Source organism: Bacillus salacetis, from assembly GCF_003581585.1.
Taxonomy (GTDB): Bacteria; Bacillota; Bacilli; order Bacillales; family Bacillaceae_B; genus Rossellomorea; species Rossellomorea salacetis.
Map to the genome: position 1 here is coordinate 115786 of NZ_QXIR01000006.1, position 19265 is coordinate 135050.

The following is a 19265-nucleotide window of genomic DNA, read 5'->3' on the forward strand; positions in this document are numbered from 1 at the left end:
TAACTGATATGTGCAAAGGGCATCGTTGTATCCGATTAAAAAAGGACCGGGATGCCAAGCAATTCAAACGGAAGGTGCTCGATCTACTGCGGGATCGGCTTTCATGCTCATTCGTCTTGATGCACTTATCTCATGCAGGCGCCCTCCAATCCATACGTCGTTGAACGGCCGCTTCTGAATTTGGCTGGTAAGCCCCCATGCAATTACGTAGACCTGAACTTACCTGGAAGCTTTTTTGAGAATCAATGATCCAGTGTCTTTCCATAACTAAGACTCTCATTCTTACTTTCATCGATGCCGTATTTTCTATCAATCGAGTCACTTACCTTCGCATTGACGAACAACAGAATGATAAAAATGATGATTGCTCCTTGCGCACCCATGAAGTAATGAAGAGGAAAACCGTTGATTGTTACATCACTCAGCCGTTCTGCAAACAATACAACGCCGAAAGATGAAATGAACCAGACAATTAAATAGAGAAAGATATACCGGTTTTTTTCCTTGAAATATTGATCAGCAGTGGCCTTCTCAATCTTCTTCATAAAATTCCTCCTATTCATGACAAACTGAAAATGAACTTGACCGTATCAATGAAAGGCAAAGGGACGAGGATGATCTGGACTAATCCATATCCGAACAAAGAAATGAAAGGAATCGCCAGGAATGAAGCTTTTTTCTTTTTAAGAGCAAGCACAAGGCAGGCTCCAGTGATGATGATAAAACCTAAATATAATAACAATCTTTTACCTCCTTTGATAAAAAATACTGTAATATTCTGAATATTTAATTATAGGGTAATTATTAACACTGAATGATTTACAGTCAAGTGGTTTTTGTAGACAAGTTCTGCTTGGTTTCTCAGCTTGTTGTGGAAATTTATTTTCCTGCAATATTTATAAATGAAGACTATAATAGATGAGACTTACTGATTTAGGATAGATTATTTTGTTATAATAATTTTTTAAAGTCGAATTTCCCCGGAAATTTTTCTCGTGAAAAAGGCTGTCCAAAATGGACAGCCCCTTGATATTGTTTATTCGTTTTCTGAACTATCTTCATCGTCAGTGCCTTGGTCTGCGTCCTCTTCAGTGTTGGAATTCTCAGTTCCATTTTCATCAGCGGAATCTGATTGGTCTTCACCTTGAGTGTTTTCCTCAGCGGCACCATCTTCACTTTGACTGTCAGCAGCATCCGGGACATCTGTTTCTTGCTGGTCTTCTGCCTGTGCATCTTCAGTGGCTGGTTTCTGATCGAAAGATACTTCTTGAAGTGTAGCTAAAGATTTATTTACATATTCTTTTGGATTAACAGCAACATTGTCTTTACGGATTTCAAAGTGTACATGAACTCCTGCTTCTTCATTGAACAAGCTCTGGCCGGCTTTAGCAAGTTTTTGCCCTTGCTTTACAGCATCGCCAACTTCAACCGCGAAGTCTTGGACTGATTGGTAACGTGTTACAATTCCTTTGTCATGCTCGACTTCAATCATGTTGCCAAGCAGTGAATCTTCCTGGACCTTTGTGACTGTACCGCTCATTGCAGCTAATACTTCAAAGTCTTCTCCGTCAAGTGAGATATCGATTCCCTGGTTAGGGTGATACTGATTGTCATAGACAACCAATGCAGCTTCTTGCTCTTCTTCTGAAGCATTTACATCATAGAATCCTTTTACGATGACAGCTTCATTTTCATCAGCTACTGGCATTACGAAATTTTCCATTGTCCGGTTGACTTCGACTGCTGGATCATCAAACCCATTGCCTGTTTGAGCATCCTCTTCGTACCCAAGTTCCTGATCTTCTGCAACATCATTTCCAGCTGCTTGGTACCAAAGGATTGCTGTAATAATGATTGCTGCACTTGCCAAATACATTGCCGGGTATGCCCAGCGTTTTTTAAAGAATTTCTGAGAAGGTTGTTTCTTTTCTTCCTCTCTCATTTTCATCACCTCAGCAATCATTCTGAACACTTTGAAAAAATTATATACATCTCCTTGAAAAAATTTTTTAATTTCTTATGTTTCGACAAAACCAATCTAAATATGTATGTTTTATCACATTTTCTGATTTTCTATGGAAGAAAACTGGGTTAATGGTAAAATAACTAGAAGAATATCTATAAGGAAGGACTGCTTCATGAGGACATTCATTAAATGGGGGCTGACCGCAGCTCCGTTTTTATATATGGCGTTGATCTGGTTCATGTCGAGTAATCCGGATGATATGATCATTCAAATGGAACATGACCGCTTTGACCGGATTTTCAAAGAATCCCTGCACTTGATTGAATTTGCCATTCTGTATATTCTGTTTGTTTTTGCTTTGCTGGTCCATAACAGGCTGACTTATATGGCGAGCTTTATAGCAGCCATGCTGGCAGGCTTTTATGGTCTCACGGATGAAATTCATCAATCGTTCGTGCCCTACCGTTCTGCGACTCTGATCGATGCTGCAAAAGATCTTTTGGGGGTGGCAGTTTGTTTATTGATAGTGAATCGCACGTATTTTAAAAATAAAGCCCATCCAATTGCAAGGGGTATGGAGTGGGTGAGGATGAAGGTAAAATAAGAAAAAGGAGCTGCGTTGGTGTGCAGCTCCTTTCTTGTTATTTTATTTTTTTGCAGTAAATTTTTGAAGGATCGTATCCGATGCGGTGACTTTCACGTCTTTATAATAATGGGTGACGATTTGCTCGTACGTCTTCCCTTCTTTCGCCATGCCGTTCGCACCGTACTGGCTCATGCCGACTCCATGGCCGAAGCCCTTGGTGGTGATGACAATATGATCGCCTTTTCTATACCACGTAAAGTCTGAGGATCTTAAGTCAAGCTTCTCCCTGATTTCCCGTCCTGTGAATTCCTTTCCGCCGATGACAACATTGCCGACCCGCTGACCGGGTGTCCTGTCCGTGATGGTGCCTACAGATCCGTCCCCTCCCAGTATGATGCCCAGTTTTTGCTGAAATTCTGCTACCGGAACGACCTTTTGTGCGTTGAATTTCGGTGATTCTTTATCCCATGGGCTTTCCACGCTTTTTAAATAAGGAACCTCGTTTGCCCAGTAGGCTTCTGAGTTTTCGGTGTAGCCATTACTTGTAGAGAAGAACTGTGCCGATATCGGGTTGCCGTCGTAGGTCAATATCTTCCCTTTCGTTTCCAGTACTGCTTTGGATATTTTCTCGATCTTCCAATCGTAATCAGCGCCCCACTGCTGCTGAAGCTCTGCGTTATTTTTGTATACTTGATGTGTCACTGTGTCGGTGACATCAGCCCCCTCCGGGAGATCGCCTCCCTTGTTCATCATTTGATTGACGATGAACGTCCTGGCTGTGAGTGCCTGTGCTTTCAATGCCTCTATCTCAAAGTCTGCAGGCATTTCACCCGCGACCACCCCAATGACATATTCTTCGAGCGGAAGCTTTTCAATTATTTCTTTACTGGACCTGAATACGGCCACTTCCACAGAGTCTTCCAGAAGTGCAGCGCTGTCTGGTTTTTTGGACGCTTTTTCATCCAGCTGACTGCCTGCTTCATCACCTGAAAACGGTAGGACAACAAGTGTAGGGACTAGAAATGTGATGGCAATTAGGATTGCTACTGTAATGATTACTGGTTTGAACTGCTTCATGACCGATGCCTCCATATAAATGATTAAAGAGAAGAAGCCGCCTTCTTCACCTCACTTCATATGTATGGTCGTGGACAAGTAATTATAACTTAAAGGGGGAGAAAATTTAGGGGGTTTAGCGCTTTAAAGCAGCCGGGGACAGTCCCCGGACGCTTTAAAGCGCTAAAGTAAAAATACAAATAAAAAAGCTCTGAGGATACAGAGCTTTTTTGAGAGATATTCTCTTTATGCATTAAGGTCAGTAATGATTTGTTCGTTGGCAGTAACGTCGAGTTCTTCTTCAGTTTCTTTCACACGCTCGATGTCAGCTCCAAGTGCTTCCAGTTTCGTATGGAAGTCTACATAGCCGCGGTCTAAATGCTGAAGTTCTGTAACACGCGTATATCCATCTGCAACAAGGCCTGCGATTGTCAGAGCTGCTGCTGCGCGCAAATCGGTTGCACCGACTTCTGCACCTTGAAGGGACACTGGCCCGTTGATGATCACGGAGCGGCCTTCAATCTTAATATCAGCGTTCATGCGGCGGAATTCTTCCACGTGCATGAAACGGTTTTCGAAAACTGTTTCAGAAATGACGCTTGTTCCTTCTGCATGAAGCAGCAAAGCCATCATTTGAGCTTGCATATCTGTCGGGAAACCTGGATGAGGCATAGTCTTGATATCAACAGGCTTTAGTTTCTCCGGCCCGATGACTCTCAATCCATCTTCTTCTTCAATGATGGTCACACCCATTTCCTCCATCTTCGCTACAAGTGAAGACATGTGTTCCGCAATGGCACCTTTTACAAGGACATCACCTTGAGTGATTGCCGCAGCCACCATGAATGTTCCTGCTTCGATACGGTCAGGAATAATATTATGTTCTACACCATACAGGCGCTCTACACCCTCAATACGGATGGTGCCTGTACCTGCACCTTTGACGTTTGCTCCCATTTTGTTAAGGAAGTTAGCAAGGTCCACAATTTCAGGCTCTTTTGCAACGTTTTCAAGCACAGTGGTGCCTTCAGCAAGGACTGCAGCCATCATGATGTTTTCCGTTGCTCCCACACTTGGGAAATCAAGATAGACTTTTGCACCTTTTAACCTGCCATCAACTTCAGCTTCAATGAAGCCGTTGCCGACCTTCACTTTTGCACCCATTGCTTCAAAGCCTTTCAGATGCTGGTCGATCGGCCTTGAGCCGATTGCGCATCCTCCCGGTAAAGCTACACGGGCACGGCCGGTTCTTCCAAGCAATGATCCCATGACAAGAACAGACGCACGCATCTTGCGTACATATTCAAATGGAGCCTCTACAAATAACTCTCTAGATGCATCAACAGTAACTTCGTTATTTGAAAAACTGACATCTGTATTTAAATGACGTAATACTTCATTGATAGTATATACATCGGAGAGAGTTGGTACATCCTTAATGACGCTCTTTCCTTCACTAGCTAATAATGTAGCAGCGATCACAGGCAAAACAGCATTCTTAGCACCTTCTGCTTTCACAGTACCGTTAAGTCTCTGGCCGCCGCGGACGATGATTTTTTCCAAGAGTATTCCCCTCCGCGTCCAATTTCTTTATATTAATATTCAATCGTCAGGATGGGTGTGCCAATGACAAAGGTTGTCTGTGCGCCCAATCCCGTATTCCTAAGGCCTAGTTGCAAATTCATGTTATCGTGTTTCGCTGGTACTTTTAGTTCGAATTTATTAGAAAGAGCTGATATCGAATAAAAGTCGTTCTCTTTCAATGATTCCAATTCTTCTGCATCTAAAATAGAAAGCAGCTCGTCTGCCTGCTTAGATAAAACTCCGTCAAGTGTATCACTGAATTCGCCTTTGATACAAGAGAATAATAAAGGTTCTCCTACGAAAAGATTTCTCATTTTAGGAAAATAATGGTCTTTAATTGATTGTTCTGAAGTATGATTCCAGTTATTTCCGCGGAATTCGTATATTAAATACGATTGGTAGTGATTGTCGACCTGTGTCATCACCATCTTGATAATCTCTACCCCGGACTCACGCCGGATTAAACCTTTTATTTCTTGGTCTTCATTTTTTTGGCTGCGAACCCAATCATAGGAAGGATTCTCTTTTTGCATAGTTTCTGCAAAAGTTGTAAAACCTTTATCCGTGGAGAAGGTTAGATTTTCCCTTGCATATAGAGACCATTCAGTGATTTGTCCATCGGCCTGTTCCACAGCTGCTGCAAGCTTTTCTATATCGATGGTTTGATTGGATGCAATTGTGTATTTCCCGTAAGCAGTGACCATCAAACAAATCCCCAGTAATAATGCTGGCAATAATACCTTATATCTCTTCATGTCCTCTCCCCCTTAGTCACAGTGTTTCCTGTAAAGGGAGGAACATACTTGGGAATTGTCGTCATCTTTTTACATATTCTCAAGGCTTTCAGTTGATTGGTGCTCTATATATTCTAGACTCATCTTTAAAGTTTGTGTCAAAAACTCTGTTGTTTCCGTTTCTGCTGGGCTTGAGAGCGATTGTGAAAAGAAACACACAATAGAAATCATACTCAATAGATCAGGGTTTTACCACATGTACAACGACCTATTTTTTTACAGAATAGTGACAGTTTGCAAAATGAATGGCAGCTGCTGTGACCACATCAAATAATCCAGGAAAAAATTCCCGACGATGGACCCCAACGCGATCGACATCAGGATAAACAAAAGCCTGGCCTGGAAAATACGGCTGGCCCGCAGGAATTTATCAAAGTTCAGTGCCTGCAGCGCCCAAAAGCTCAAGGCAATGAATACCAAGTGTACCATCATATTAATGATTGCCTGCTGACCGAATCCTTCTAGCATATAAGAAATCTCCTTTTATCCAACTATGTAAAATTCAACGCAAATAGCCCCAAATTTCGACATACACCTTATTGTAGCACATGTCTTATGCTTGTGAACCAACTTTACAAATATTTCAGAGGTCTTTAACACTGTAAAGGATGTGGGGACAGTCCCCACATCCTTTACAGTGTTAAAGTGCCCATTGGCACCGGGATATTTCTGAGTCTTTGTGTGTAGTCTTTAGCGCTTTAAAGCAGCCGGGGACTGTCCCCGGCTGCTTTAAAGCGCTAAAGTATTTCTAAATATAAAACGCCTTTCCCGGCTGGGAAAGGCGTTTGTGGTGTTGTTTAGAAATTGCGGTCGTGGACGTTGATACGGTTCATCGCACGGCGCAGTGCAAGTTGAGCGCGGCGGAAGTCGATTTCTTCCTTGCTCGCGTTCAAGCGGCTTTCTGCACGATTTTTTGCTTGTGTGGCACGTTCAACATCGATCGCTTCCGATCTTTCTGCTGATTGCGCCAGAATTGTCACTTGTTCAGGACGGACTTCGACGAAGCCGCCGCTGACAGCTACAAGCTCAGTGTCGTTGCCATTTTTCAAACGGACGGCACCGATTTGCAATGGAGCAACCATTGGAATATGTCCTGGAAGGATTCCAAGCTCGCCGCTTTGAGCCTTGGTGCTTACCATTTCCACTTCAGATTCGTACACTGGGCCATCGGGAGTGACAATATTGACCTTTAATGTCTTCATTTAATTCCCTCCTGGTCCCTGATTATACTTCTACACCCATCTCTTTTGCTGCTTTCAGTACGTCGCTCATTGGACCTACAAGACGGAATGCATCTTCTGGAATGTGGTCGTATTTACCTTCAAGAATTTCTTTGAAATCTTGGACGGTATCTTTAACTTGTACATATGAACCCTTCTGGCCGGTGAACTGCTCAGCAACGTGGAAGTTTTGAGACAAGAAGAATTGTACGCGGCGGGCGCGTGAAACAATCAATTTATCTTCATCTGAAAGTTCATCCATACCAAGGATTGCAATGATATCTTGAAGTTCTTTGTAACGCTGAAGAGTCTGCTGTACTTGACGCGCAACATTGTAATGCTCTTCTCCAACGATTTCAGGAGAAAGCGCACGTGAAGTTGAAGCAAGAGGATCCACCGCAGGGTAGATACCCATCTCGGAAAGCTTACGCTCAAGGTTAGTCGTTGCATCAAGGTGAGCGAAAGTTGTTGCCGGAGCCGGATCCGTATAGTCATCGGCTGGTACATAGATCGCCTGGATTGATGTAACAGAACCAACGTTAGTGGATGTGATACGCTCCTGCAATTGACCCATATCCGTTGCAAGTGTCGGCTGGTAACCAACCGCTGAAGGCATACGGCCTAGAAGGGCTGAAACCTCAGAACCTGCCTGCGTGAAACGGAAGATGTTATCGACGAACAGAAGAACGTCCTGTCCTTGTTCATCACGGAAATATTCAGCCATTGTCAAACCAGTCAGGGCAACACGCATACGCGCTCCCGGCGGCTCGTTCATCTGACCGAATACCATTGCCGTTTTCTTGATTACTCCAGAGTCGCTCATCTCGTGGAAAAGGTCATTACCTTCACGAGTACGCTCACCTACACCGGCGAATACGGAAAGACCGCCGTGTTCCTGGGCGATGTTATTGATAAGCTCCTGGATCAATACTGTTTTACCTACACCGGCACCACCGAATAGACCGATCTTACCACCCTTGATATAAGGAGCAAGAAGATCGACTACTTTAATACCAGTTTCAAGGATTTCAACCTCTGTAGAAAGCTGATCGAATTTAGGCGCTTCCCTGTGAATTGGATCACGGCGCGCGCTGCTGTCGATTGCTTCATCAAGGTCAATCGTTTCACCTAGTACGTTGAATACACGTCCAAGAGTAACGTCACCAACTGGAACGGAGATAGGGGCTCCAGTATCTGCTACTTCGATTCCGCGAGTCAATCCATCAGTGGAATCCATCGCGATCGTACGGACTGTATCATCACCTAGGTGAAGGGCAACTTCTAGTGTTAAATCGATGCCTTTAGCATCGGCTTTCGCTTCTTGTTTGACAACAAGAGCGTTAAAGATATCAGGCAGTTGACCGCTTTCGAACTTAACGTCAACAACCGGACCCATTACTTGAAGAACGTGTCCTTTGTTCATCTTTTTCCCTCCTATCTAGCTTTTGACGACAATTATAAGAAAAGGCTGGGCAGGATATGCTCCAGCCGCTATAAATTTTATTCTAATGCTGCTGCTCCACCGACGATTTCGGTGATTTCCTGAGTGATGGCAGCCTGGCGGGCGCGGTTGTAAGAAAGAGATAAGCTGTTGATCAATTCCTTCGCGTTATCCGTTGCAGACTTCATCGCTGACATACGGGCAGCATGCTCACTGGCTTTACCGTCAAGCAATGCGCCATAAATCAAGCTCTCAGCATATTGAGGAAGCAGTACTTCTAAAATATCTTCTGCGGATGGTTCAAATTCGTAGGATGTCAATTTTGCTGAAGAGTCAAGATCTGTCAATGGCAGAACTTTCTTCTCAGTGACATCTTGCTGAATGGCACTGACATAATGGTTGTAGTATAAGTACAGCTCATCATATGCGCCATCAGAGAACATGCCCACCGCTTTGTTTGCGATATCCTTGATATCAGAGAAACTCGGCTGATCCGGGATCCCAGTGATGCCTTCAATGACATTGAAGCCGCGCTTCTGGAAGAAGTCCCTGCCGATACGGCCGATTGCGATTATAGCAAATTCATCATTGGATGAATGGCGTTCTTTGATTTGATTATGGACAAGTCGTATAACATTACTGTTATATGCTCCCGCTAAACCGCGGTCAGATGTGATGACCAAGTAGCCGGTTTTTTTAACGGGGCGGGAGACTAGCATCGGATGGGATGCGTCTGTGCTTCCTAAGGCGATCGAGGAAACAACTTCCTGGATCTTTTCCATATAAGGAACGAACGCTTTTGCATTCGTTTCAGCACGGGCCATCTTTGATGCAGAAACCATTTGCATAGCTTTTGTTATTTGACTCGTCTTTTTCGTAGAAGTTATACGAGATTTAATGTCGCGTAACGATGCCACTGGTTCTCACCACCCTTTTTATTGTTCGGACCTTACCTCATACATGAGGGCAGGACCGCCCGGACTGTTCTGTTCAGGAGGCCTGCCTTATGGAATGTCGGTAGTTAATTATTCAGACTTGGCAAAAGTTTTCTTGAATTCGCTGATCGCAGCTTTCATTGCGTCGTCTTCAGGAAGACCTTTTGTTGTGCGAATATGGTCTAACAACTCAGTATGGTTGTGATCTAACCAGCTAAGGAATTCTTCCTCGAAGCGGCGGATGTCGCCGACAGGGATATCATCCAGGTGACCCTTCGTCAACGCATAAAGAATCATGACTTGTTTTTCAACTTTCAACGGCTTGTTAAGATCCTGCTTAAGTACTTCTACAGTACGTGCACCACGGTTAAGTTTCGCCTGTGTTGCCTTATCAAGATCGGAACCGAATTGTGCGAATGCTTCAAGCTCACGGTATGCTGCAAGGTCAAGACGCAGTGTACCTGATACTTTCTTCATCGCTTTGATTTGTGCAGATCCACCTACACGGGATACAGAAAGACCGGCGTTGATCGCTGGACGGACACCAGAGAAGAACAAGTCAGACTGAAGGAAAATCTGTCCATCTGTGATGGAAATAACGTTTGTCGGGATGTAAGCAGAGATATCTCCAGCTTGTGTCTCAACGAACGGCAGTGCTGTGATTGAACCGGCACCTTTCGCATCACTCAATTTAGCTGCACGCTCTAGCAAACGGCTGTGCAAGTAGAATACGTCACCAGGGAACGCTTCACGGCCTGGAGGACGGCGAAGTAGTAATGAAAGTTCACGGTATGCTGCAGCTTGCTTGGAAAGGTCATCATATACAACAAGGACGTGCTTGCCGTTGAACATGAATTCCTCACCCATCGTTACACCTGCGTATGGCGCAAGGAATAACATTGGAGCAGGCTGAGAAGCAGATGCAGTGACAACGATTGTGTAGTCAAGGGCACCATGCTTACGAAGAGTTTCTACAGCATTACGGACAGTTGATTCTTTTTGTCCGATAGCTACGTAGATACATACCATATCTTGATCTCTTTGATTAAGGATTGTATCGATGGCAACGGATGTCTTACCTGTTTGGCGGTCACCGATGATCAATTCACGCTGTCCGCGCCCGATTGGCACAAGAGCATCGATCGCTTTGATACCAGTTTGAAGCGGCTCATGAACAGATTTACGATCCATGACACCAGTTGCTTTGCTTTCGATTGGACGAGTTTTTGTTGCATTGATAGGGCCAAGACCATCTACTGGTTGTCCAAGTGAGTTAACAACGCGGCCGATAAGTTCTTCACCTACAGGCACCTCCATGATGCGGCCGGTACGGCGAACTTCATCGCCTTCACGGATATCACTGTAAGGTCCAAGGATTACGATACCTACGTTATTTTCTTCAAGGTTCTGTGCCATACCCATGACACCGTTTGAAAACTCAACAAGCTCTCCAGCCATGACGTTGTCGAGGCCATGAGCACGTGCGATACCGTCCCCGATCTGGATTACCGTACCTACGTCGCTTACTTTCATTTCTGACTGATAGTTTTCAATTTGCTTTTTTATCAGCGCACTGATTTCTTCAGCTTTAATGCTCATGAATTTCACCCCTCTATGGTTACATTGGATTTTTCAGGGTACCTCTATTAAAGAGGATCCCTTTTATCAGTTATGCAGGACCGGTTGGAAACCGCCTGGCTTATTTACGGATTAATTCACGCTCGAGGCGCTCTAATTTCCCTTTAAGGCTTCCGTCAAAAATGCGGTTGCCGATCCTCAGCTTCAAGCCGCCAAGAAGATTTGGGTCCGTGATGTTCTCGATGCGCAATGAACTTCTTCCGACTTTTTTCGCAAAAGATGCGGACAGCGCCGCTTTTTCTGCTTCATCCAGAGGACGGACAGAATATACTTTCGCTTCAGCAATCCCGCGCTCGTCATTGGCAAGGCTGATATAAGCATCAATGAGTGCTGTGATCTGGCTTGCCCGGTGACGGTCGACAAGAAGCATCAGGGTGTTCATTACATATGGCGAAGCAGATGAGAACGCTTCTTTAAGGATTTCTTTTTTCTTCTCCGTCGTGATCCGCGGAGTTTCCAAAAGGATGCCTAATTCTTTGTTTTCTTCGAATACTGTACGGACTATGCGAAGCTCCACTTCAATTGATTCTAACTGATTATGTTCTTTGGCAATTTCGAAAAGAGCTATCGCATAGCGTTTTGCTACTGCAATATTACTCATCGCTCTTCTCCTGCCTCTGAAATATAATCACTGATCAATTTCTGCTGGTCTTCAACGCTTAGTTCTTTCTCGATCACTTTGGATGCGATAAGTACAGATAATGATGAAACCTGTTCACGCAATGCAGTGACTGCTTGGTCTTTCTGCGTTTCGATCTCACGCTTAGCCGCTTCTTTCAGGCGTTCACCTTCAGCACGGGCTGTCGCGATGATCTCATCACGCTGCTGCTCGCCTTGCTTCTTGGAATTCTCGATCATTGTTTGTGCTTCTTGACGAGCTTCCTTTAGAAGCTGGCGCTGTTCTTCAAGCAAGTTGTTGGCTTCAGTACGGCTATCTTCGGCCGCATTGATTTCACTTGCGATATGGTTTTCACGTTCTTTCATGATCCCCATGAGTGGACCCCATGCGAATTTCTTAAGCAACGCTAGCAAAATGATGAACATGGCAAGCTGGAACAGGATGTCTCCACCGTTGAATTCAGCTGCACCAAGGACAAATGCGTTTGTTAGCACGCGATATCACTCCCTTCAAGAGACATAGCTTCTCTTTTAGATCCGCTTTTTAACTTATAAAGTAATGCTTTATCCACAAAACTTGTGTTTGAAGTCATGAACATAAAGGAATGGCGAAGGTTCTCAAGGAATGATCTTCGCCATTTTGGAACGAGTGTAACTTCCGATTATTGACCTTGTACCATGAACGCGATAACAACGGCGATGATAGGAATCGCCTCAACTAGTGCTACCCCGATGAACATTGTCGTTTGAAGCATACCACGTGCTTCTGGCTGACGTGCAATACCTTCAACTGTACGAGATACGATAAGACCGTTACCGATACCGGCACCAAGTGCTGCCAAACCGATTGCGATTGCTGCTGCTAATAGACCCATTATTAAGTTCCTCCTTAAATGTATAAAAAATATTTTTTTCTTAAATAGGGTTTTTGTCCATAAATGAACAGGTATATATTAATGGTCTGCACTCACTTTGTGAGAAATATAGACCATCGTTAACATTACGAAGATAAATGATTGGATTGCACCAACAAATATCGAGAAGCCTTGCCATGCAAGCATTGGCAGTACGGCCGCTAAAGTTCCGCCTACGCCTGTGGCCAAGCTTCCTGCAAGTAGCGCAAGCAGGATTTCACCAGCGTAGATGTTTCCGTAAAGACGAAGACCTAATGTGAGGGTGTTTGCAAATTCCTCAATAATTTTCAGCGGGAATAAGAACCACATAGGTTTAAAGAAATCTTTTCCGTATTCACCGAAACCTTTCATTCTCACACCGTAGTAGTGTGATAGACCAACAACCATGACCGCCAGTGTTAATGAGATGGCAGGATCTGCTGTCGGTGACTTCCACCAGAGTTCGTGATCGATGACCACTGAGAATGGAAGACCTAACATGTTAGATACAAAGATGTACATAATCAATGTTATTCCGAGGATATGGAATCTTCCTCCGGTTTTCCAGTCCATGTTGCTTTTGATAATGTTCTTGACGAAATCCATGACCCATTCCATGAAGTTTTGCATTCCGGTTGGTTTCATGGCCATCCGCCGGGTTGATACAACGGCAAGCAGAAATACAATCGCACTTGCTACTGTGATCATTAATACATTTGCCAAGTTAAAGGTTAGTCCCAGAAACTCAGCGGTAGGATTTTCATGATGCAATGAAATTCACCTCTCTTCCCCGCTATTTATGAAGTTGAAGCTGCTGAATCAAATAATCTATCATAATGACAAGATAGGATGTCATTAATCCAATAACAACGCTCAGAAGATGAAACGTGTCCGGGTATTCCATCGCAACGATCACCGCGAAAGCCGCGCCGGCCATGCGTGAAAACGTTCCCAAAGAACGAACTTTTTCTCCTGCCACGACCTTATCCCCAAACCTGACAGTCCTTTTGACCATGACCCAGTGATTGAACAAGCTGATGCCCGTCCCAAGGATGAGCCCGAGGAAGACTGATTGATAGTCTGTGAATCCCCAGCCTAGAACATAGATAGAGAGCAGGAAGAGTATGTACTTGCGATGTCTGATGAACATCTGTTGAATTTCCGGCATATTAGTCTCCTGAAAAGTAAGTACGGACTGTACGGAGCATTGCATATATTCCTGTTGCTAGTCCAAGGAGTAGTCCGATTACTAAAAAAAGTGGTGCGGTGTCCAGGTAGCTGTCGAGCCATCTTCCTCCGAAGATACCAATCAGCATGGATCCGACAAGTTGCGAGAGAATGGCTGTGTATAAAGCCATGGCTTGTAACGGGCGTCTATTACGATGACGCATAGGCATCCCTACATTTCCGGGGATTTGCGGTAAATCTTCTACACTTGCAAAGCTAGAGTAAAAGACCTTTTCGAATATGGTGATGATTGTGAAAACCCTATCATTTCATATCCTTTGTAAGCATACAATAGGGCAGATTTGATGTCAATGAGTTACAGTGAAAAAGTTCACAACCTCTCCACGCGTTCCTGATTTGTTCACAAAATCATCAAATTTGTAAAAAAGTACTGAATATTGGTGACTATTTCATTATATAGGAATAGGATGAAAGTTTTAAAGGATAAATTGGAATGTAAAAAATTCCACTTTCAACTATAAGCCGGTATTGGGTTGGGCGGCTGTTTGTAGCGCAGATCTCTGATGTTCTGGTTTCATTAAACGTTTTTTTAAAATAAGAGCATGCTTCATCCGGCAGGTACTTAATTCAATTTAAATCTTTTCATAAACTTTATTGCTATTTAAAATAAATTTTAAATATCCTGGTAAATCGCCGTAAAAACCCCGGTGAGCAGGAAAGAAAAGAGCTTCTCGTTCTTTTTCGAGAGTAGAACCTTTGGATACAAGGGAAAAATCCGGCATCTGGGATTTTTCCAAAACAACAATATATGCGAAAACAGCCATTTAAAAAAGGAAGCAAATCATTCGCTTCCTTCACCTGTACCATTCAATCAAGTTCTTCTGGTAATCCTCCTCGCCGCTTTCCCTCACAAATGCCACTGCATAAAAGGTCCTTCCTTTTATTGATGGAGGAAGTTCTATTTGGTCGCTGATCATTCCGTGTCCCGCCTGTCGCCGTTGTTCAAGAATCTCTAGCATCTGGAGGGTTTCCTGGTCATATAGTGCGAGAGCAAATTCCTCTGCTCCGCCAGGCAGATAAGCTTCGTACCTGAGTGTATTGGGTGCGTCGCCAGGGACAGCAGCGAAGCCCATGATCCTCGGATAATCCGGGGTACCTGCGGCAATTAGATAAGGCAGCGAAAATTCACGACTTCCTTCTACTAATAAAAGCCTGCCCTCCCACAAGGCGTGTTCCTTAGGGAAATTTTTTATGACCGCCCTCACCGTTACTGTTTTTTTCTCACCTGGATCCAAGTCGAAGCTTAAAGGCAGTTCCCAGCGCAAGGGATTTTGGGTGCCGGCCGCTTTCATGAAGTAGGATTTTGTTTCGCTTCCTGTATTCTTGATCGTCAGCTGCTTTTCTAAAAATTTTTTCTTATTGTTTTCCAGCCCGCCCATGGAGATTGTGGCAGGAAAGACAAAGGTGTCCAGTTCCAAGGCTTGATCGACCTGGATTCTTCCAGATCCCTGTTCATAAACCTTGTAGGGGATTCCGTTTTCATTGGCAATTACCTTTGAGGTGAGCATCAGGGCTGCTTTCAGTTCCGCTGCTTTCCAATCAGGGTGCGCCTGTTTTAAAATCGCTGCCGCCCCACTGACATGCGGTGCTGCCATGCTGGTTCCCTGAAGCGACATATAACCGCCCGGGATGGTGCTGTTGATATCCACTCCGGGTGCCGTCAGATCCGGTTTGATCGACCAGTTCAAGGTGACAGGTCCTTTTGAACTGAAGGGTGCAAGCATATCCTGCTCCATTTTAACTGTTATGGAGACAGGCTTTTTTGCTTTTAAAAGTTTCTGTCCTTCTTCCATGGAGAGCACTGCACCTGGTATCCGTTTTTCTGCTTGAATCATGGCTGCAAACAATCCTTTTGTATTGTTGTAAAGGATGACCCCTTTTGCCCCTGCTGTTTCGGCATTGTTGATTTTCTCTTCAAAGGTTAAATGACCTCTTTGAATCATCGCGATTTTACCGGAGCTGCCATTTAATTCTTCCGGCGAGCCAAGTCCGCCGTCGAATAACTCAATATTTCTTTTTTTCCGCCACTTTTCTGTTTTATCTATAGAAAGAAGTCGGATCCTTTCTTTGCCGATTGCGAGGTAAGGAACTTCTGTTGGCGGTGTGGAGGCACCTACTGCCAGTGCTTTCGCTGAAGTGGCGGGTGTGCCGATCGTCCAATCCCCCGGTCCGGAATTGCCGCTTGCCACTACAGGAAGGATTCCTTTTTCCGCGACTTTGTCCAGCGCTTTGCTTAAGGGAAGGTCAGGGCCGTTGACTTCGCTTCCGAGGGAAAGGTTAAGGATGTCGACTTTGTCCTTGACGGCCGCTTCGATGGCAGCAAGGACCTGGTCTGTCGATCCACGGCCTCCGGGACCTAGCGCACGGTAAATGTAAAGATCTGCATTGGGAGCCATTCCCTGCAGCGAGCCGTTTGCACCGATGATTCCGGCAACATGAGTTCCGTGAAGAGTTGCATATCCTTGGGAGGATTGAGTTTCCATCGGCTCCTCATCTCCGTCAACGACATCCTTTCCGCCCTTGAAGTTCCGTTCGAGATCGCGGTGATGGAGGTCCATCCCGGTGTCGATGATGCCCACTTTCACTCCCTCTCCAGTCAGCCGTTTTTCGTTTTTATCAAAATACCCCCTTGCCTTTTCGGCTCCAACGAAAGGGATCGTGCTGTCCCGTTTGACCGTATAGGTTTGGGCCTTGAAGGTTGTGAGTGCATTTGTATTTGGCCTGGAGTCGATGAATTTGGCCATTTCGGCTTTCGGGCCTTTGATTGAATAGCCGTTCAGGACCTCAGAAAATATATGTCTTAATGTTATTTTGGGATGCTGCTTCAATACTTTTTTGATTTGGGCAGGCTGGACAGGCTTATCGGATTCGATGATCAGGATTTGTTCTTCATCAGGATTTTCTTTGAGCGGAGGCATTTTGAAACTTTGTGCTCCGGCCTGTTGAGGAATGAGTAATATCAGTATGAGGACGATTAATTTTCGCATTTTGCCGATCCCTCCTTTTGTCGTTAGCTTATCTCGCGGGGAGGGAAGGTATGCATGGGGTGATGACGAACGAATACTAAGTTGCGCTTTAACACTTTAACGTAACAGGGGACTGTCCCCGGTTGCTTTAAAGCGTTAAAGAAGCCCGCCTCTTTCACATGAAAGAGGCGGGCTTACGTTCAAATGGTTATTTTGTTCCATACAAGCGGTCGCCGGCATCTCCGAGACCAGGGACGATATAGCCTTTTTCGTTCAGCTTTTCATCAAGGGCTGCGATGTAGATGTCCACTTCCGGATGTGCGCTCTTGATTGCGTCCACTCCTTCAGGGCAGGCAACTAAACACATGAACTTGATGTTTTTGGCGCCTCGCTTTTTGATGGAGTTGATCGCTTCGACAGCTGAACCGCCTGTTGCAAGCATCGGATCGACAACGATGAAGTCACGTTCTTCAACATCTGTTGGAAGTTTTACGTAGTATTCTACCGGCTGCAGCGTCTCCGGGTCACGGTACAAACCGACATGCCCCACTTTTGCAGCTGGGATCAGCTTCAGGATTCCGTCCACCATGCCAAGTCCTGCACGAAGAATTGGTACGATCCCCAGCTTTTTACCTGCAAGTGTCTTTGTCACTGCTTTGCTTACTGGTGTATCGATTTCAATTTCCTCCAGAGGAAGATCACGGGTGATTTCGAAGGCCATGAGGGAAGCAACTTCATCTACAAGCTCGCGGAATTCTTTTGTTCCCGTCTCTTTTTGTCTGATGAATGTCAGCTTGTGCTGGATTAATGGATGGTCGAATACATATACTTTGCCCACTTCAATCTCTCCTTTTATGTAAATTTACGTACTTTGTCATATCACACTCCGTCCTATTTTACCTAAAAGAGCATTGAGTGGCAACGTTTGTACAGAGATGTCATTTTCTCGTAAAAAAACCGCCCAAGGAGCAGGCGGTTTTCATCATTTATCTATCTGCATATAAAGGGAATTTCGCAGTAAGTGCTTCCACACGTTTCTGTGCTTCTTCAAGCTTCTGCTCATCTTCCTGGTTCTTAAGTGTGAACGCAATGATGGATGCAATTTCATCCATCTCTTCCAGCCCGAACCCTCGGGATGTCACTGCAGCTGTACCGATGCGGATACCGCTCGTGACGAATGGGCTTTCCGGATCGAACGGGATTGTGTTCTTGTTTGTTGTGATGCCGATTTCATCAAGGACTTTTTCAGCAACTTTCCCTGTAAGGTTCATGGAGCGCAGGTCAAGAAGCAGAAGATGGTTGTCCGTACCGCCTGAAACCAGTTCCATGCCTTCTTTTACAAGAGCTTCTCCCAAACGTTTCGCGTTGTCGATGACGTTCTGGGCATAAGTTTTAAAATCGTCCTGCAAAGCCTCACCAAAAGCGACGGCTTTAGCGGCGATGACATGCATCAGGGGTCCGCCCTGAATCCCGGGGAAGATCGATTTATCGATTTTCTTCGCGTACTCTTCCTTGCAAAGAATCATGCCTCCGCGCGGTCCGCGAAGCGTTTTGTGGGTTGTTGTTGTCACAAAGTCCGCGTGTGGAACCGGATTCGGATGCAGGCCGGCTGCAACTAGTCCTGCAATATGGGCCATATCGACCATCAAGTAAGCTCCGACTTCATCTGCAATTTCACGGAACTTGGCAAAATCGATTTGTCTTGGGTACGCAGATGCTCCGGCAACGATCAACTTCGGTTTGTGTTCAAGGGCTTTTTCGCGTACATCATCATAATCGATGACCTGCTTGTCCTTATCAACGCCATACTCGACGAAGTTATATTGAATTCCGCTGAAGTTCACGTGGCTTCCGTGAGTCAAGTGGCCGCCGTGCGACAAGTTCATTCCAAGGACTGTATCCCCTTGCTCCAAAATAGTGAAGTAAACCGCCATGTTCGCCTGTGCACCGGAGTGCGGCTGAACGTTGGCATGCTCTGCACCGAAAATTTTCTTGGCACGGTCGCGCGCAAGGTTTTCAGCAACGTCGACATATTCACATCCGCCATAATAGCGGCGGCCTGGATAGCCTTCAGCATATTTATTTGTCAAAACCGAACCCTGTGCTTCCATTACGGCTTCACTAACGAAGTTCTCTGAAGCGATCAGCTCGATTTTCGTCTGCTGGCGATGCAATTCATCTTGAATAGCTTGGTATAATTCTTGATCTTGTGCTGCAATCTTGCTCATACGGATCCCCCTTCAAATTACGGAAACGTTAACCATCCCGTTTCATTTCTATCAAACTCGAAAAATTCAAATTCCTTCTATATTCTAACATG

Annotated in this window: 22 protein-coding genes; 1 reads left to right on the plus strand and 21 read right to left on the minus strand. The window is 44.9% G+C overall.

Translation table 11 applies throughout. The annotated features are described in order from the left end of the window. Nucleotides 1-242: 242 nt before the first annotated feature. The 3 genes from D3H55_RS06560 to spoIIQ all read right to left on the minus strand — a co-directional run bounded on the left by D3H55_RS06560 (nt 243) and on the right by spoIIQ (nt 1963). On the minus strand, nt 243-545 hold the full coding sequence (locus D3H55_RS06560) for a DUF4212 domain-containing protein (protein ID WP_119546116.1): 303 nt from the start codon (nt 543-545) through the stop codon (nt 243-245). 14 nt (nt 546-559) lie between these two features. Next, complete coding sequence (locus D3H55_RS06565; RefSeq protein ID WP_119546117.1) at nt 560-742, minus strand: hypothetical protein; 183 nt, start codon at nt 740-742, stop codon at nt 560-562. Between the two features lie 294 nt (nt 743-1036). Then, nucleotides 1037-1963, minus strand: coding sequence for a stage II sporulation protein SpoIIQ (gene spoIIQ / locus D3H55_RS06570; RefSeq protein ID WP_240628506.1), 927 nt, complete (start codon nt 1961-1963; stop codon nt 1037-1039). Between the two features lie 175 nt (nt 1964-2138). Between spoIIQ and D3H55_RS06575 the strand changes: the two genes are divergently transcribed. Then, on the plus strand, nt 2139-2570 hold the full coding sequence (locus D3H55_RS06575) for a VanZ family protein (RefSeq protein WP_240628502.1): 432 nt from the start codon (nt 2139-2141) through the stop codon (nt 2568-2570). A 42-nt stretch (nt 2571-2612) separates the two neighbouring features. Here D3H55_RS06575 and spoIID read toward each other — a convergent pair whose 3' ends face one another. From spoIID to glyA, 18 genes are all read right to left on the minus strand, one after another. Further along, the gene (gene spoIID, locus D3H55_RS06580; RefSeq protein WP_119546119.1) at nt 2613-3629 is read right to left on the minus strand and encodes a stage II sporulation protein D; all 1017 of its coding nucleotides are present in this window, start codon (nt 3627-3629) and stop codon (nt 2613-2615) included. 225 nt (nt 3630-3854) lie between these two features. Next, nucleotides 3855-5171, minus strand: a complete 1317-nt coding sequence (gene murA, locus D3H55_RS06585) for a UDP-N-acetylglucosamine 1-carboxyvinyltransferase (RefSeq protein WP_119546120.1) — start codon at nt 5169-5171, stop codon at nt 3855-3857. Between the two features lie 32 nt (nt 5172-5203). Further along, on the minus strand, nt 5204-5947 hold the full coding sequence (locus tag D3H55_RS06590) for a YwmB family TATA-box binding protein (protein ID WP_119546121.1): 744 nt from the start codon (nt 5945-5947) through the stop codon (nt 5204-5206). 255 nt (nt 5948-6202) lie between these two features. Next, nucleotides 6203-6454 (minus strand): DUF1146 family protein, encoded by a 252-nt coding sequence (locus D3H55_RS06595; protein ID WP_119546122.1) that lies wholly within the window; start codon nt 6452-6454, stop codon nt 6203-6205. A gap of 329 nt (nt 6455-6783) precedes the next feature. After that, entirely contained in the window at nt 6784-7188 is a 405-nt protein-coding gene (locus D3H55_RS06600) for a F0F1 ATP synthase subunit epsilon (protein ID WP_119546123.1), read from the minus strand. A gap of 22 nt (nt 7189-7210) precedes the next feature. Beyond that, a complete protein-coding gene (gene atpD / locus D3H55_RS06605) occupies nt 7211-8629 on the minus strand; it encodes a F0F1 ATP synthase subunit beta (RefSeq protein WP_119546124.1) in 1419 nt (472 codons plus the stop codon). Nucleotides 8630-8706: 77 nt separating this feature from the next. Further along, nucleotides 8707-9564, minus strand: a complete 858-nt coding sequence (locus D3H55_RS06610) for a F0F1 ATP synthase subunit gamma (protein ID WP_119546125.1) — start codon at nt 9562-9564, stop codon at nt 8707-8709. A gap of 108 nt (nt 9565-9672) precedes the next feature. Continuing rightward, nucleotides 9673-11181 carry a F0F1 ATP synthase subunit alpha gene (atpA, locus tag D3H55_RS06615; protein ID WP_119546126.1) on the minus strand — a complete coding sequence of 503 codons (1509 nt, stop codon included), beginning with the start codon at nt 11179-11181 and terminating at the stop codon, nt 9673-9675. Between the two features lie 100 nt (nt 11182-11281). After that, nucleotides 11282-11821, minus strand: a complete 540-nt coding sequence (locus tag D3H55_RS06620) for a F0F1 ATP synthase subunit delta (protein ID WP_119546127.1) — start codon at nt 11819-11821, stop codon at nt 11282-11284. Beyond that, nucleotides 11818-12333, minus strand: coding sequence for a F0F1 ATP synthase subunit B (atpF, locus tag D3H55_RS06625; RefSeq protein ID WP_119546128.1), 516 nt, complete (start codon nt 12331-12333; stop codon nt 11818-11820). The genes D3H55_RS06620 and atpF overlap by 4 nt, the downstream gene beginning before the upstream one ends. A gap of 167 nt (nt 12334-12500) precedes the next feature. Beyond that, a complete protein-coding gene (atpE, locus tag D3H55_RS06630) occupies nt 12501-12713 on the minus strand; it encodes a F0F1 ATP synthase subunit C (RefSeq protein WP_006838507.1) in 213 nt (70 codons plus the stop codon). Between the two features lie 78 nt (nt 12714-12791). Next, entirely contained in the window at nt 12792-13502 is a 711-nt protein-coding gene (atpB, locus tag D3H55_RS06635) for a F0F1 ATP synthase subunit A (RefSeq protein WP_119546129.1), read from the minus strand. 22 nt (nt 13503-13524) lie between these two features. After that, complete coding sequence (locus D3H55_RS06640; RefSeq protein ID WP_119546130.1) at nt 13525-13899, minus strand: ATP synthase subunit I; 375 nt, start codon at nt 13897-13899, stop codon at nt 13525-13527. A 1-nt stretch (nt 13900) separates the two neighbouring features. Further along, nucleotides 13901-14122 carry an AtpZ/AtpI family protein gene (locus tag D3H55_RS06645; protein ID WP_119546174.1) on the minus strand — a complete coding sequence of 74 codons (222 nt, stop codon included), beginning with the start codon at nt 14120-14122 and terminating at the stop codon, nt 13901-13903. 429 nt (nt 14123-14551) lie between these two features. Then, on the minus strand, nt 14552-14743 hold the full coding sequence (locus tag D3H55_RS24070) for a hypothetical protein (RefSeq protein ID WP_119546131.1): 192 nt from the start codon (nt 14741-14743) through the stop codon (nt 14552-14554). A 30-nt stretch (nt 14744-14773) separates the two neighbouring features. After that, nucleotides 14774-16966, minus strand: a complete 2193-nt coding sequence (locus tag D3H55_RS06655; protein WP_119546132.1) for a S8 family serine peptidase — start codon at nt 16964-16966, stop codon at nt 14774-14776. Nucleotides 16967-17153: 187 nt separating this feature from the next. Next, nucleotides 17154-17783, minus strand: a complete 630-nt coding sequence (upp, locus tag D3H55_RS06660) for a uracil phosphoribosyltransferase (protein WP_119546133.1) — start codon at nt 17781-17783, stop codon at nt 17154-17156. Between the two features lie 148 nt (nt 17784-17931). Beyond that, nucleotides 17932-19173: a serine hydroxymethyltransferase gene (gene glyA, locus D3H55_RS06665; RefSeq protein ID WP_119546134.1), complete on the minus strand. Its 1242-nt coding sequence runs from the start codon at nt 19171-19173 to the stop codon at nt 17932-17934. Nucleotides 19174-19265: the final 92 nt, after the last annotated feature.

Coding starts and splice junctions, on each gene's coding strand:
- D3H55_RS06560 (WP_119546116.1), bottom strand. CDS start 545: ATGAAGAAGATTGAGAAGGCCACTGCTGATCAATATTTCAAGGAAAAA.
- spoIIQ (WP_240628506.1), bottom strand. CDS start 1,963: ATGATTGCTGAGGTGATGAAAATGAGAGAGGAAGAAAAGAAACAACCT.
- D3H55_RS06575 (WP_240628502.1), top strand. CDS start 2,139: ATGAGGACATTCATTAAATGGGGGCTGACCGCAGCTCCGTTTTTATAT.
- spoIID (WP_119546119.1), bottom strand. CDS start 3,629: ATGAAGCAGTTCAAACCAGTAATCATTACAGTAGCAATCCTAATTGCC.
- D3H55_RS06590 (WP_119546121.1), bottom strand. CDS start 5,947: ATGAAGAGATATAAGGTATTATTGCCAGCATTATTACTGGGGATTTGT.
- D3H55_RS06595 (WP_119546122.1), bottom strand. CDS start 6,454: ATGCTAGAAGGATTCGGTCAGCAGGCAATCATTAATATGATGGTACAC.
- D3H55_RS06600 (WP_119546123.1), bottom strand. CDS start 7,188: ATGAAGACATTAAAGGTCAATATTGTCACTCCCGATGGCCCAGTGTAC.
- atpD (WP_119546124.1), bottom strand. CDS start 8,629: ATGAACAAAGGACACGTTCTTCAAGTAATGGGTCCGGTTGTTGACGTT.
- atpA (WP_119546126.1), bottom strand. CDS start 11,181: ATGAGCATTAAAGCTGAAGAAATCAGTGCGCTGATAAAAAAGCAAATT.
- D3H55_RS06620 (WP_119546127.1), bottom strand. CDS start 11,821: ATGAGTAATATTGCAGTAGCAAAACGCTATGCGATAGCTCTTTTCGAA.
- atpE (WP_006838507.1), bottom strand. CDS start 12,713: ATGGGTCTATTAGCAGCAGCAATCGCAATCGGTTTGGCAGCACTTGGT.
- D3H55_RS06640 (WP_119546130.1), bottom strand. CDS start 13,899: ATGCCGGAAATTCAACAGATGTTCATCAGACATCGCAAGTACATACTC.
- D3H55_RS06645 (WP_119546174.1), bottom strand. CDS start 14,122: ATGCGTCATCGTAATAGACGCCCGTTACAAGCCATGGCTTTATACACA.
- D3H55_RS24070 (WP_119546131.1), bottom strand. CDS start 14,743: ATGGCTGTTTTCGCATATATTGTTGTTTTGGAAAAATCCCAGATGCCG.
- D3H55_RS06655 (WP_119546132.1), bottom strand. CDS start 16,966: ATGCGAAAATTAATCGTCCTCATACTGATATTACTCATTCCTCAACAG.
- glyA (WP_119546134.1), bottom strand. CDS start 19,173: ATGAGCAAGATTGCAGCACAAGATCAAGAATTATACCAAGCTATTCAA.